Annotated in this window: 8 protein-coding genes; 3 read left to right on the forward strand and 5 right to left on the reverse strand. The window is 59.9% G+C overall.

The window, feature by feature from the left end; genetic code table 11:
* Positions 1-56: 56 nt before the first annotated feature.
* Positions 57-2177, reverse strand: a complete 2121-nt coding sequence (locus H9S92_RS12590) for an alpha-glucuronidase family glycosyl hydrolase (protein ID WP_187467064.1) — start codon at positions 2175-2177, stop codon at positions 57-59.
* A gap of 366 nt (positions 2178-2543) precedes the next feature.
* On the opposite strand from H9S92_RS12590, the gene H9S92_RS12595 reads away from it, so the two are divergent.
* Complete coding sequence (locus H9S92_RS12595; RefSeq protein WP_187467065.1) at positions 2544-4091, forward strand: alpha-N-arabinofuranosidase; 1548 nt, start codon at positions 2544-2546, stop codon at positions 4089-4091.
* 72 nt (positions 4092-4163) lie between these two features.
* Here H9S92_RS12595 and H9S92_RS12600 read toward each other — a convergent pair whose 3' ends face one another.
* Positions 4164-5498, reverse strand: coding sequence for a vanadium-dependent haloperoxidase (locus H9S92_RS12600; protein WP_187467066.1), 1335 nt, complete (start codon positions 5496-5498; stop codon positions 4164-4166).
* Between the two features lie 500 nt (positions 5499-5998).
* Between H9S92_RS12600 and H9S92_RS12605 the strand changes: the two genes are divergently transcribed.
* Positions 5999-6880 (forward strand): hypothetical protein, encoded by an 882-nt coding sequence (locus tag H9S92_RS12605; RefSeq protein ID WP_187467067.1) that lies wholly within the window; start codon positions 5999-6001, stop codon positions 6878-6880.
* A gap of 80 nt (positions 6881-6960) precedes the next feature.
* Positions 6961-7953 carry a fasciclin domain-containing protein gene (locus tag H9S92_RS12610; protein ID WP_187467068.1) on the forward strand — a complete coding sequence of 331 codons (993 nt, stop codon included), beginning with the start codon at positions 6961-6963 and terminating at the stop codon, positions 7951-7953.
* Between the two features lie 145 nt (positions 7954-8098).
* Here H9S92_RS12610 and H9S92_RS12615 read toward each other — a convergent pair whose 3' ends face one another.
* Genes H9S92_RS12615 through H9S92_RS12625 form a run of 3 tightly spaced genes read right to left on the reverse strand, consistent with a single transcriptional unit; the run spans position 8099 to position 14887 of the window.
* On the reverse strand, positions 8099-9904 hold the full coding sequence (locus H9S92_RS12615) for an efflux RND transporter periplasmic adaptor subunit (RefSeq protein WP_187467069.1): 1806 nt from the start codon (positions 9902-9904) through the stop codon (positions 8099-8101).
* Positions 9904-11154, reverse strand: a complete 1251-nt coding sequence (locus tag H9S92_RS12620; RefSeq protein ID WP_187467070.1) for a TolC family protein — start codon at positions 11152-11154, stop codon at positions 9904-9906. Before H9S92_RS12620 ends, H9S92_RS12615 begins: the two co-directional genes overlap by 1 nt.
* Positions 11147-14887 carry an efflux RND transporter permease subunit gene (locus tag H9S92_RS12625; protein ID WP_187467071.1) on the reverse strand — a complete coding sequence of 1247 codons (3741 nt, stop codon included), beginning with the start codon at positions 14885-14887 and terminating at the stop codon, positions 11147-11149. The genes H9S92_RS12620 and H9S92_RS12625 overlap by 8 nt, the downstream gene beginning before the upstream one ends.
* Positions 14888-14946: the final 59 nt, after the last annotated feature.

The raw sequence follows: 14946 nt of genomic DNA on the forward strand, positions 1-14946 counted from the left end.
CGGATGGGGTTTGGGTGGGCATTCGAAGGCCCGGAGGAGACAGCTGGAGGCTAAGTTTACCACTGCGGGCGAATGCCGGGGGCGTAGGGATACACCAGGCTCCGGTAGTATTCCAGGCTATGTTTCGGCGGAGTTACGCCAGCCGGAATGGGCAAGCCGGAAACGGCGCTGAAGTATGCCAGGCAGGCATCGCGCCACCACCGCGCTTCTTTGGCCTGGATGGCCAGATGCTGGCTGACGTGCAAGTGGCGTTCTCGGTCCACCCGGTTTTCGAGACTTGCCCAGAGGGTTTGCATCTCCGCGACCTGGTCTACTCCCCGTTGGTAGCTGAGCCCCAGTTCCTGCCAGAGGCTATTGCCGTTGGGGAGGGCGAAAGTCCACGGCAGCCGATGAAACCAGAGGAGAAATTCCGGTGGGCAAGTGGTAGGGTCGAGGAACTGGCGGGCGAATTCTGCGGGATACTGCGCCAGAGCCTTGCTGCCGCTGGCCTTGCGGTCAAACCCGACGCTATCGCGGGTAGCTCCGTGGTAGTAGTAGGGGTTCCAGTCGTCCCGCTCCAGGTCATCAATCCAGGGGCCGGGGCCGTAGTGGTGCCCGGTGGCCATGATGTGGTGCAGGCCGAGTGGGGTCATGTAATTGACGCAGGCGGGGTAGGATTTTTCGAGCAGTTCCGTGACGGTGGTCACCACGGTGGGGTCAGGACCGAAGGTAAGCTTGGCCCACTCGCGGAAGATGGTGTTGGCGGGCAGTTCGGGGCCCCAGCTGAGCCGGCCAAACGCGTACCAATCGGCCTGCCCGAAGAGGTTGCCGGTCCAGTTTCTGGCCGTGCCGATGTTGCTTACGCCGGCCATTCCGGTGATGTATTCTCTTATTTCACCGCCCGCCTGGTTGGGGGCCAGATCGGTGCCCAAGACTTCGGTATAGAGGCTGGCCATACCCACCAGGTGGGTGCCCTGTCCGAGGTATTCTTTGGTGATCTGAAACTCCAGCAGCAGGGGCGTCTGGGGCATGGCGGCGAAGAGGGGAGAAACGGGCTCGCGGGGTTGAAAATCGATCGGGCCGTTTTTGATCTGGAGGAGGACGTTTTTGCGGAAGGCACCATCCAGCGGGGTAAATTCGTCGTAAGCCTCCCGAAAGCGGTCTCCGCCCGCCTTATCGGTGTACACGAAGGCGCGCCACACGACGATGCCGCCGTGGGGTGCCAAGGCGTCGGCCAGCACGTTGGCTCCTTCGGCGTGGCTGCGGCCGTACTCCCGCGGACCGGGCTGCCCTTCGGAATTGGCTTTCACCACGAAGCCGCCAAAATCGGGGATGCGGGCGTAAATCTCGGCGGCCTTACTTTTCCACCAGGCAATCACTTGGGGGTCGAGGGGGTCGGCCGTGGGCAGGCCACCCAGTTCTACGGGCGAACTGAAGCGGGCGGTCAGGTAAAGCTTGATGCCGTAGGGGCGGAAAACGTCGGCCAGCGCGGCGGCCTTCTCTAAGTAATCCGCGCGAAAGACCAAAGAATTGGCGTTGACGTTCGTAACCACCGTGCCGTTGATGCCCACTGAGGCACAGGCCCGGGCGTAGTCCACGTAGCGCTGGTCAATGAACTCCGGCAACTGGTGCCAATTCCAAATCGAAAAGCCCGCGTAGCCGCGCTCTACCGTGCCGTCCAGGTTGTCCCAGTGGTTGAGGATGCGGTACTGGTAGGCGGGCCGCTCGGTGCGCTGTAAATTAGTCAAGTCTTCTCCGGTCTGGATCGCCCGCAGCAGGTCGAAAACGCCGTAGAGCAGCCCTTGCTCCTGGTCGGCAATCAGCAATACGTCACCCTGGTAACTGGCCAAGTGGTAGCCTTCTGGGCCCAGGTCTTCCACCGCGTTGCTTTGTAAATACTGCCGGATGCGGGAAGAGGATTGGCGCAGCCCTAGGTAAATCCCTTGGCTGCGCTTTTTGGCCGGGCTGGTGGCCGGGGCTGTGCCGAGCAAGTTGGTCAGGCCACTCCGCAGTTCCCGCACGGCACTGTTTCCGGTGGGGCCCTGCACGGCGGCGTCGACGAAAGAAAGGGCCCGCTGGTACTGCTGGCGGGCGGTGGGGTCTTCGATCAACCGGTGGCGCAACCACAGCTGGTAACCATCTGCTCCGCACAGGGCAAGGGAGCATAAAAAGGTCAGCAGGAAAAAGAAAGCACGCATCGAATAGTATTTTATCGCTGGCCAAATGACGCGTCAAGGTAAGCCATAGTGCGGGAATGCCGGGGGCGGGAAATACTTTAATTGGCTTCCCCAGTTGCTCGAACGGGGCAGCAGTGAAGTACGGACCGTTCGTTAGGAGTCGGTATTCGGGAGAAATCCTTCCGGCTTGCTTTCTCCCAAAATTGGGTACATTTACCCGCTTGCCAACGCCTACTTTTCCTGGCCGATGGCCGCTATCTACAGAACCCAACCTGCTATGATCTTACTTATCCCTACTCCGCTACCTGCTGCCTAGGGCGGTTGGTTTTGCACTGGGGTGCTCTTCGGTGCCGGGTCCATTTTTCCTTCATGCATCAAAAAGATATTATGAAATTTTCCAGCTTTATTTTATCCATGCTGTGCCTCACCTTCGCTAGTGGGCTCACTGGACAAACTGTGGCCGTCAGCGTAGCGGCCAGTGATGATGCCCCCATCATCAGTCGCCACATCTACGGGCACTTCGCCGAGCACCTGGGGCGCTGTATTTATGACGGCTTCTACGTAGGTGAAGGCAGCAGCATCCCCAATCAGGACGGCGTACGCCTCGACGTAGTGGAAGCGCTCAAAGAGCTCAGCATCCCCAACCTCCGCTGGCCAGGGGGGTGTTTTGCCGATACTTACCACTGGCAAGACGGCATCGGCCCGAAAGCGGATCGCCCCTCCATGCTCAACATCTGGTGGGGCAACGTACGCGAAGACAACAGCTTTGGCACCCACGAGTTCCTCAACATGTGCGAACTGCTCGGCACCGAACCCTACCTCTCGGCCAACGTCGGTAGCGGAACGCCCCAGGAAGTGGCCGACTGGGTAAAGTACACCACCCACCCCGCAGACTCCGGCCCCCTCCCCGAACTGCGCGCCAAAAACGGCCGCACCGAACCCTGGAACGTCAAATTCTGGGGGCTGGGCAACGAAGCCTGGGGCTGCGGCGGCAATATGCGCCCGGAATATTACGCCGACATCTACCGCCGCTACGCTACCTTCATGACCAACTGGAACAACGGCGACGGTCTGTTTCGCATCGCCTCCGGGGCCAGCAGTAACGATTACAACTGGACGGAAGTGCTGATGAAAAACATCCCCGCCAGCATGATCGAAGCCATCGCCCTGCACCACTATGCCGTGATCGATTGGTCAGCCAAAGGATCAGCCAAAGACTTTACCGAAGCACAGTATTTCACCACCATGCAACGGGCCCTCGAAATGGAAGAACTCATTACGAAGCACGTTGCCATCATGGATCGCTACGACCCCAAAAAGCAAGTCGACCTTCTGGTTGATGAATGGGGAGGTTGGTACGACGTCGAGCCAGGAACCAACGGCGCATTCCTCTACCAACAAAATACCATGCGGGATGCCCTCCTGGCCGGTACCACGCTCAATACCTTTAACCGCCACGCCGACCGGGTGAAAATGGCCAACATCGCCCAGGCCGTTAACGTACTCCAGGCGGTTATTCTGACGGAAGGAGAAAAGATGATTCTCACCCCCACCTACCACGTTTTCCGGATGTTCAAGGTCCACCACGACGCAAAACTCATCCCCGTTTCCTTTAATTCTCCGGAGTACAGCCTGGAAGACCAGAAGCTGCCCGCCGTCTCGATCTCCGCCTCCAAAAATGCGGAAGGAATGGTGCATTTCTCGCTGACCAACATCGATTCCCGCAAGGCCCACCAAGTGGAAATTGACGTCGCTGCCCTCGGCCTGAGCAAGGTGAGCGGAGAAGTCCTCACCGGCAGCAAATTGCAGGACCACAATACCTTTGATGAGCCCAATAAGGTACAGCCCCAGGCATTTAAAGGCACAACCCTGAAGGGCGGAAAAATGACCCTCACTTTGCCTCCCTTCTCCGTGGTGGTTTTGGAGGCAAATTAAATGCTGATCTACCCAATAAAAAGGGGCCTTTGCATTCGTGCAAAGGCCCCTTTTTGTTGGGATACGACCGGTCTATTGAAACTCCAGCGCGCTGATGTTGCGGCCAATTTCGTAGCCCTGCAATACGCCGAGGTCGATGGCCGAACGGAAGTGGATGCCCCCGTAGAGCCGGCTGATGGCCGCCTCGTCCGCAAAGGCGTAGAAAGAAGCGTAGCTGCGCGGGGTGCCATCAATGTCCGTACGCAGGGCGTGGGTATTGTCTAAAAAGGCGTAGTTCTCCCCAAACTCATCCGTCAGCACCTGCGCTACTGCGCCAGACTGCACCGAATGCCCGGAGGTGTATTCCGGGAAGGGTGGGGTGATCAGCGGCGTTGTCCAGCTGGCGTCAATGTAACGGTGAACGTAGGTAATGGGGCGCAGCAAATTGTGGATGTACTTGGCATTCCAGCAAGACACGAAAGCATCGTGTGCACCCATTCCCACTTTGGCGTAGGTCTCCGCCGTTTTCATCAGGTCGTAATCTTCGGCTTGGATGGCTTGCAGCATGATGGAAAGCGAGTGCCCGGGAGGGGTAGCCGTGGTTCCGGGGTCGTCACTCCAGAACTCAGCAATGATCCGTTGCGCATCAGTCAGGTTGTTTACCGCAGTGTAGACCTCCATCGCTTCTTGGTAGAATGCGGAAGTGGGGTCGGTAGAAAAAGCCGGTGGTGCAGGGGGCAGGACGCTTGCATTGGCACTCACGAAAGTGCGCACCCCACCCCAGTAGGGCTGCAGCGGCAAAGCGTTGGCGGGGTTGATCGATACCCAGAGCGCATCGCCCGTCGGTACCACGTACGAAGCAGGGAAGTTGTTGTTGTAGCATTCCCGCTGCCCATCACTATCGGCGTAGGTAATAATGGCGGCAGCCACCGAGCGCCCGTAAGCTACTGAGCGATCAATGACCGGGGCCGATGCTTCGGCGCTGAACTGCGTCAGGTACTGGTCTTCCAGGCCAGCAATCAGGTTCTTGTTGTCTTGAGAGCTGGTAACGAAGCAATCACTCAGGAAGGCCGCCAGCGTCGCGTTCGCTACCGCGCCCCAGTGGTACTCCGCACCCGCTTCGATGGTGGGAATGGTGCCGGGGCTGAATTCGCTCAACTGCCCCTGCAAAGACTTGTAACTTGCTTCGCCGGGTTGGACGGCCTCATAGAGCGCCAGACCGGAATAGCCGATCACCCGGGCCGTAACGGGCGGTGAGAAGCCCGGCGTTTCTTTGGCCACTTTGAGGCTCAGGTCGATCCAGTCTTCCACCACATCGGAGGAATAAGCGGAGGTGGAATCGGGGGCAAACGCGTCGTCGTCTTCGCAACCACTGAAAAAAAAGAAGGCTGCAAAAAGCAAGGTGAGGTAAGGTAAGTTTCTGATCATGACAGGTGAAGTTTTTCGGGTGGAACGAATAACGCAGGGTGATAGAACAACTAAAACCTGCGCTATACGGATAAAAGCAAAATACCAATGGGAAGGTGCCGCTGGTGGAGCTACCGCCAGACAAAGATAAGCAGGTCGCACCGTTTTGCCGCGCACGTTCCAGGCTTTAAAACTGACCAGAAAAACTGGGAGGGCTTATTCATCGCACCTTTGGGCGCGGCCGCAGGTGCCAGGCAAGCCTTTTAAAAGCAGGGTAAGGACCAACCGGATCTCTCGCCGGAAACGCACCGGAGTACTGCCCCTCCGGGCCCGCCAGAAAAAAATGTTGGCCCACGCAAAACCGTCGCGCCCGCTAATGCAGTATATGGGTGCAACAAGGTTTTCCGGTAACCAAGTCTAAATCGATTTCGTGGATACCAAACAACTGTAGCGGGGTTCCCCACTACGGATTGGCCACCTCCATGCGGATCCCAATTAGTAAACTTTTCAACTTTTTTTCAATGAAAATTCAAGGATTCATCAGCGCCTTAGCGCTCGTAGCGGCAACGCTCACCCTGGGCGCGCAAAGCCCCGTTAGCGGATTTATGCAGGGGCAGGGCCGTGGCTCCGTCGCGCTGTCTTACACCGCTGAAACTTACGACAACGTTTTCCTGGTCCCCTCCATCGAAGCCGATGGGGTGCCCGTCTTCAACGAAGTGAACGTCAACAGCATTTCGCTCTACGGCGTATATGGCCTTTCTGATCGCCTCGACGTGGTGGTAAGCCTGCCCTACATTTCTTCCCGGGGCGCTGCGTCGACCACCATTTTGTCCGAAACCGGCTTCGAAAACAAACGCCAGGGCATCCAGGACCTCTCGGCCTTCCTCAAGTTCAAGGCCCACAGCGTTCAGTTGGGCACCAGCTCGCTGGACTTCCTCCTGGCGGCCGGCGTCCGTACGCCCCTCGGCGACTACCCCGTGGATGAAGGCTTGCAGTCCATCCTCGCCATCGGCAACGGAGCTACGAGCGGCACGGGCCTGGCCATGGCCCATTTTAAAGCCCAAAACGGCATTTTCCTGACCACCCAGGCGGGCTACAGCCTCCGGGGTGGCGATGTCCCCGACGCTCTCCTCGGCGAAATTAAAGCCGGTATTGCCGGCCGCGGTTTCTACGCCGATGTATGGTTCGCCGGACAAACTTCCGACGGCGGCGTCAACATCCTCGGCGAGGGCTTCGTAGGTAATTTCCCCGCTACCGACGTGTCCTTCCACCGCATCGGGGCCAACGTTTTCATCCCCGTAGTTGGTGGTTTGGGTGCTGGCATCGGTGCCAGCCGATACCTCAGCGGGCGCAACATTGGCCAATCCACCGGGGTCTCGGGCTCCATCGTCCTGTCCTTCTGATCAACTGCCCCCAAGGTCCCTCATCCGGCCCGGTGCAGTTCGTTCTGCGGCCATTTTTTACCTACAAAAAAATTCTAACCATGTTTTCTATCCATAGCAAACTATCTCCCCTGGTGGCCTTCTTCGCCCTGACCGTTCTCTTCAGTGCCTGCACCAAAGACGAACCGGCTATGCCAACCATCGCCGCCATAGCAGTGACCAACGAAGACTTTTCCACCCTCGAAGCCGCGGCAGTCCTCGGTGGCGTAGCCGTGGTATTATCTAATCCCAATGCCGGCGATCCCTCGGGCGATTTTACCGTCTTCGCCCCCACTAACGCGGCGTTCGACCGCCTGGGCCTCACCTCGGGCGACGCCCTCGCCGCCCTCAACCCCGGCTTCCTCACGTCTACCCTGCTCTACCACGTCTCCAACGGCAACCTGGCCGGCGCTAACCTCACCGACGGCAGTACCTCTACCTCCGCCCTGGGGCCCGATCGCCGGATCATCACCCGCGGTAGCGACCTCTTCATCAATGGGTCTAAAATTCTGGCTACCGACGTCGACGCCCAAAACGGCACGGTACACGTCATCGATAAGGTACTGCTGGCTACGGGCGTAGACATTGCCCAGTCCACCATCGCCCTGACGCAGTCCGCAGTCTTCGATGCCCCCGAACTTACCTTCCTCCTCGAAGCCGTGGTTTACGCTGACTTAGTGGGAGCCCTCTCGGCCAGCCCCGGCGGACCGTCCTTTACCGTCTTTGCCCCCACCGACGCGGCATTCCGCCAGCTCGGCGTCGATCTCGGCGTCGAACTGAACGTTCCGGCAGACATTCGCAAACTCGACCAGGCCACCGTCACCGCCGTGCTCCTGAACCACGTCGTCAACAACGGCGGTCTGTTTACCTCCGAACTGGACGCGGGGATGATCACGCCGCTCGGGGGTTCCAGCCTCGAGTTGGGGGCCTACAATAACGGTGTACTTACCGTCAAAGGCCAGTCCAATGGCTCCCAGGTAGCCAATATGCTCATCCCCGATGTGCAGACGACCAACGGCGTCGTACACGTCATTGATCGGGTCCTGCTGCCCTAAACGTCAGCCCCCAACCGTATTAGCGCATAAGCCGCGTCTGCCCCAAGCGGGGTGGGCGCGGCTTTTTTAGGGAATAATGGTTCCAAACCGTCTGGACCTTGTCGGACGAACGGAGGAAAGCTACTCTTGTCCTCCCCGAGGTGCATCAGAATTCGTCGGTAACCGTTCCGCAAGACAGCATCAAGTCGCCGTAGTAAGGGTTGCGGATTTGGGCTTCGTCGCTCAGCCAGTTCGCGCCAGTGTTCCCGAAGGCCATGGGGCAATGCTGGACGTAGTAATCGCCGCTAACGCCGAAGGCCGTCAGGGCATTTATCAGGGCCTGGGAGAGGTAACGGAACTGTTGGCGTTGGTCTTCAACGCTGGTGGCCGCAGCCAGCAGGTCGAGGTGGGCGCTGATGGCCCTTTGCTGTTCCATCCAGTAGGTGTGGGCTTCGCCGGTGACCAGATTCATCGCCACTTTGCCGAGGGCTTCGCTGATCGGGGCCAGCAGTGCGGCGTCGGCCAGAGCAGTGGCCACCAGTTGGTCTTTGAGCGGCAGGTAGGCTTCGGTCACTTGCCCCAGCTGCATACGGAAGGCCTCGGGCGTAGCTTCCCGGTAATCGGGGATGGCCGCTTGGGCCGCAGTGCCTGTTTCCTCCCCTTGCACTACGACGTCGCGGTTCATCATGCTGGCCTTGTTGTTCAGTTGGGCGGCGGCGTCAAGTTGAAAAGCTCCGTTGATGACCACCCGGTCTCCCGGCGCCAGGCCGGAGCGGATGCGGTAGCTGTCGCCAATGCGCTGCCCCAGGCTTACTTCCCGGAATTCGTAGGTGGGTACGGCCAGCTCCGGAAGTTCAACGAAAACGACGGATCGTTCGCCCGTCCACAACACCGCTGAGCGAGGTACGGTAATCTCCTCCTCTCCCTCGTTGGTGCGGGCGCCGTTGCTGGCGGACCACCGTTCGATGCTGCCCCTGACGAACATTTCGGGTTTGAGTTGGCGCTGGCGATTGTTGATCTCGGCCCGTACGGTCGCCGTGCGCGTGCTGGGGTTGATGACGGGATCGATGAAGCTGACGCGGGCGGAGTAGCGCTCTCCCGGCCGGGAAGGAATGGTAAACCGCAGGGGACTCCCCACGCTGATCTGGGCCAGGTCTTCTTCGTAGGCGTCGAGCAAGACCCAAAGCGTACTCAAGTTGGTGTAGGTGTAGAGCGCGCCGCCGGCTTTGACGTACTCCCCCACTTCCGCTTTGGTAGCCAGGATGGTGCCACTTTGGTCGGCGTACACCGGAAAATTGCTGATCACTTGTCCCGTGCTTTCCAGCTCGGCGATCTGTGCATCCGTCATCTTGAGGTTTTTCAACTTGGCCCGGGCGGCGGCCACTAAGTCGGGGTTGACGTCGTCGAACTTCCTGGCCTGTAGCAGGGCTTCCTGGGCGACGACCAGTTCGGGAGCGTAAACGGTGGCGATGCGTTGCCCGGCGCGCACGGCTTCCCCGGCAAAAGAGACGAACAGGCGCTCAATGCGTCCGCCGAATTCGCTGACTTCTACCGCGGCCGTCCGCTCGTCGGCGGCCAGCTTCCCCGTCAGTTCGAGCGTTGCTTTTTCAACGTTCCCGGCACCTGCGTCCGCGCCCCCTTGTGCGTCGGCGCTGCCTACGACCATCGTGCGCACCCGCGCCATGGCTACGGCCGCTTCCGTCATGGTCAGGATGGTGGGGTCGGTGGAATTACCGGTTTGGAGGGGGATCAGGTCCATGCCGCACAGCGGGCACTGGCCGGGGCCATCCTGCTGGATTTGGGGGTGCATGGAGCAGGTCCAGATTTCGGCCTCCTCGGTGCTGGCAGCGTCGTCTCCGCCGTGCTGGTGTTGGTCCGTAGTTGTCGTGTCCGTCGTTCGGAAGAGGACGAAACCAGCGGCCAGGCCGAGGGCCAGGGCAACCACGAGGTAAAGGATCGTTTGCTTGTTCATTATTGCTGGATTAGGAGGTAGCGATCGATGATGGCCCGCTGGTTGAGAATGGTGGTTTGGGCGGTGATGACCTGGGTGCGCAGATCAATGTCCATATTTTCCAACTGCAGCAGTTCGTCAAAAGAGCGCTGTCCGTTGGCGTATTCGCTGCTGGCCGCGGCGAGGGCAGCTTCGAGGGTACGGACTTGTTCGCGGAGGTAGTAAAGCTGGTTGGCGGCGTTGTTGATGGCGTTGAGGGCACGGCGGAGCTCGGCCCGGAATTCGACTTCGGTGGCTTCCTGCCGGGTGGCCAGGGCTTGGATGCGGACGGTTTCTTCCTCGCGTTTGGCGGTGAATTTGCCTTTGCTGAGGGGAAAGGAGACGCTGGCGCGGGGCATAATGATGTCGCGGCCATTGCCGTCAAAGGCCATGCCGCTGCGGGGGCTAACGACGAGGTAATCGATGCCGATGCCAAAATCGGGCTTCTGCTCCAGGTCCGTCAGCGTGAGTGCCGCCTGATTGGCCGCTTGCTGGAGGGTGAAGAGGCGTAATGCGGGGTGTTGGCTCAGGTCGGGATCGTCGGCGGCCAGGTCGGGGGCGAAGTCGAGGGTTTCGGCTACGCGGCCGTCGAGGTCGACCCGGGCGTCTACCTGGGTATCGGCGGGGCGCTGGAGAAGGGTGTTGATGCTGACCATTTCCTGCTGGGCGAGGTAGCGCAGTTGTTCGAGTTGCCGCTCCAGTTCCAGTTCCCGGAGTTGGAGGCGGTAGACGTCAACGGGGCTGCCCTGGGCGTTTTCGATGCGGGTGAGCGCCAGGGCTTTGAGGCTGGCGTAGCGCGGCAGACTTTCTTGCAATACGGAGGCGCGGGCCTGCACGCCGGCCAGGCTGTAGTAGGCTTGTTCGAGTTGGGAAAGCAACAGCAACTGCCGGGCGGCTAATTGCGCTAATTGGGGGCGGGCCTTGGCGTCGGCCAGGGCATTCATGGCGGCCAATTTGCCCGGCCAGGGGAGCATCTGCGTGGCCCCCAGGCGCAGGCGCTGTGGCCCGGTACGGGTCTCTACCGGCAGAATAAACACCCCAAGGCCCAGCTCCAGATCGGGCAGCTGGGCCTGCTGAGGCCCTAGGTGGGTTGCCGCTTGGTAGTCCAGCAGCAGCGCCCGCAGTTCGGGGTTTGCGCGGCGTAGTTCCGCCCGGAGGCTATCCAGGGTCTGGGCGCTGACGCAGGTGCCGAGCCAGACGTTCAAAAGCAGGGAAAGGAGTAGCTTATTCATCGTTGCGCATTTTTTGGCTCCACTTTAATTTAATTTCTTCCCGTAGGCTCCACAGGATGGGGACGGTAAACATGGTGACTACCTGCAGGGCCATGCCGCCGAAACTGGGGATGGCCATCGGCAGCATGATGTCCGCCCCCCGCCCGGTGGCCGTCAACACGGGAAGCAGGGCCAGGATGGTGGTGGCCGTGGTCATCATCGCCGGCCGTACTCTCCGCAGCCCACCTTCGATGACGGCACTGCGGATCTCCGCCACCGTTTCCGGCTGGGCCCGCTGGAAGCTGTCTCGCAAAAACGTCGCCACCAACACCCCATCGTCGGTCGCAATGCCAAACAGCGCCAAGAATCCTACCCAGACGGCTACGCTCAGGTTGATCGTCCGCATTTGGAAAAGGTCGCGCAGGTTGGTACCGAAGAAATCGAAGTTCATAAAATCCGGGTTGGCGTAGCCCCCCAACAAAAGGAAGCCCCCCGAAAAAGCTACGAAGACCCCGCTGAAAACCATCAGCGAAACGGTGATGGACTTAAACTGGAAGTACAGGATCAGGAAAATCAAGCCCAGCGCGATGGGCACCACCAGGCGCAGCCGGGCGTTGGCCCGCACCTGCTGTTCGTAGTTGCCCGCAAAGCGGTAGCTCACGCCGGTGGGGATTTCCAATGCCCCCCGCTCCCGTTGTACGTTGAGGTAGTCGGTGGCCCGGTTGACGACTTCCACCTCCGAAAATTCCTCGTGCCGGTCGAACAAGACGTAGCCCACCAGAAAGCCGTCTTCGGACTTGATGGACTGCGGACCCTGGGCGTAGCGGATATCGATGAGTTCTCCCAGGCGAATTTGCCCGCTGCGGGTGGGCACCAGGATGTTTTTGATGGCTTCGGGGTCGTCGCGCAGCTCCCGGGGGTAGCGGAGACGAACGGCGTAGCGTTCGCGGCCTTCTACAGTGGTGGTCATTTTCATGCCGCCGACGGTGGCCATGATCTGTTGCTGCACATCGGTAACGCTCAGGCCGTAGCGGGCGATGGCTGCGCGGTTGAGGTCGAGTAGCAAGTAGGGTTTTCCCACGATCCGGTCCGCAAATACGGCCGAGGCTTTAACGCCTTCCACGTTTTTCAATTCGCGCTCCAGCGCCAGGCCCACCGTTTCGATGGTTTCCAGGTCGGGGCCGCGTACCTTGATGCCCATGGGTGCCCGCATGCCCGTTTGGAGCATCACCAGGCGGGTTTCAATGGGTTGCAGCTTAGGGGCCGAGGTAACTCCCGGCAACTGCGCGGCGGCAATGACCTCGTCCCAGATGTCGTCGGGAGATGTGATGTGGTCCCGCCACTGCCGGTAGTACTGGCCCCGGTCGTCGGGGATTAAGTCCTCCAGCGGTACGAGCGCCGGGTCTTGGCCTGCAACGTATTCGCTCCCGCTACGACCGACGAATTTGCCGTCTTCGTCTACCCGGAAGCGAAGGCGCCGCCCGTTCTCGTCGGTGGCGTACTCCGTTTTATACAGGATCATGTTCTCGTACATGAAAAGGGGAGCGGGGTCTAAGGCGCTTTCCACCCGGCCGGCTTTACCCACCACGGTGGCCACCTCGGGGATGCTCGTTACGGCCATATCGAGCAGGCGCAGGTTGCGCTGGTTTTCTTCGATGCCGGTGTGGGGCATGCTGGTGGGCATCAGCAAAAAGGCTCCTTCGCCGAGTGCGGGCATGAATTCTTCCCCAATGCTTCGGTAAATCTGAAGACCCGCAAAAACGACCAGGCCGACGAGCAGTAAAAACAGCAGTTTTACCCGCAGCAGAAACCCCAGAATGGTGGCGTAAAAGCGGATGATCAGCCAGAAGAAACCCAATAAACTACCCGCTACCACCACTACGAAAAGAAAGTTTTTTGCGGAGCTATTGACTACGCCCAAGGGCAGCCAGTAAGTCGCCAGCAACCACGCCAACACCAGGGCAATGACGACGTTGACCGCTGGGGTGAGCAGCCCCGTCCATCCCCTTGTTTCGCGCGCCGCCCCCGTGTCATTCCAACCCACCACGGCGTGGAAAACGCCCAGCAGGCCCGCCAATACGGCCACCAGGCCCAGCCACCACGCCACGAAAACCCAGGCCAAAACACCGGCCAGGATCAAAACCCCATTGCCGATCAGTTTGCGCACCTTGCTGTTGCGCTCCCAACCGAAGAGGCTGTGCGCCAGGGCGGGCAAAATGGCCAGGGCCACCACAATGGCGGCCACCAGGGCAAAGGTTTTGGTAAAGGCCAGCGGCCGGAACAACTTTCCCTCGGCCGCTTCCATCGTAAAGACGGGCAAAAAACTGATGATCGTAGTAGCCACCGCCGTCAGTACCGCGCCGCCCACCTCCACCGTCGCTTCATAAATGCTCTCCAGGCGGTCTTCGCCCTCGGGCGGGTCGTTGAGGCGGTAAATCATGCTCTCCGTCAGAACGATGCCCATGTCCACCATCGTCCCAATCGCAATGGCAATCCCCGAAAGGGCCACAATATTGGCATCCACCCCGAAGTACCGCATGGCAATGAAGCACATCAATACCGCCACGGGCAGGGTGCCGGCCACCAGCAACGAAGATTTGAGGTTGAACAAGAGCAGGATCACGACGATGGCCGTGATCAAAATTTCCAGGGTCAGCGCTTCTTCCAGGGTGCCGATCGTTTCGCGGATCAGCTCCGAACGGTCGTAGAACGGAACCACCTGCACCTGGCTCACGGTGCCATCCTCCAGCGTCCGCTTCGGCAAGCCAGGCGCCAGTTCGGCAATTTTTTCTTTTACATTATTGATCACCTCCAGCGGGTTGGCGCCGTAGCGGGCCACCACCACCCCGCCCACGGCTTCGGCCCCCGACTTATCCAGGATGCCCCGCCGGGCCGCCGGGCCCACCGTCACCCGCGCCACATCCCGCAGGTAAATCGGCACGTTGTTGCGCTCACTCACTACGGCCAACTCCAGGTCGTCCAGGTTTTGTAAGTAGCCCAGGCCACGGACGAAGTATTCCGCCAGGTTGATCTCCAGCGTGGCCGCACCCACGTCGAGGTTTGCCCCCTTTACCGCCGCCATCACCTGGCCCAGGGTGATGCCGTACACCCGCATTTTCTCCGGGTCTACGTCCACCTGGTATTCTTTCACAAAGCCACCGATGCTGGCCACCTCACTTACCCCCTCCGCCGCACTCAGCCCGTAGCGCACGTAAAAATCCTGAATGCTGCGCAGCTCTTCCAGGCCCCAGCCCCCCACGGGTTGCCCCGCAGGACCGCGCCCCTCCAGGGTGTACCAGTAGACCTGGCCCAGGGCAGTAGCGTCGGGACCCAGCGTCGGGGTAGCACCGTCGGGCAGTAGGCCGGCCGGCAGCGAGTTGAGTTTTTCCAGAATGCGGCTGCGCGACCAGTAGAACTCGACATCCTCCGAAAAAATCAGGTAAATGCTCGAAAAGCCAAACATGGAACTGGACCGTACCGACTTCACCCCCGGAATGCCCAGCAAGGCCGAAGTCAGCGGGTACGTAATCTGATCCTCCACGTCCTGCGGAGATTGCCCGGGCCACTGGGTGAAGACGATTTGCTGATTCTCCCCAATGTCGGGGATGGCATCCACCGCCACGGGGTCGCGCGGCAGGCCTGGAAGCTGAAAGTCGAACGGGGCCGTGGCCAGGCCCCAACCCACGAAGAGGGTCAACAGCAGCCAAACAACGAGCTTGTTTTCTAGAAAAAAACGGACAAAAGCATTGATCATACGGAGGGGATCTTGATGGAAAGCAGGAAGCCTCCAGTCCTCCACAGCTCAGGAGAAAA

It is taken from the genome of Neolewinella lacunae, from assembly GCF_014349155.1.
GTDB classification, from domain to species: domain Bacteria; phylum Bacteroidota; class Bacteroidia; order Chitinophagales; family Saprospiraceae; genus Neolewinella; species Neolewinella lacunae.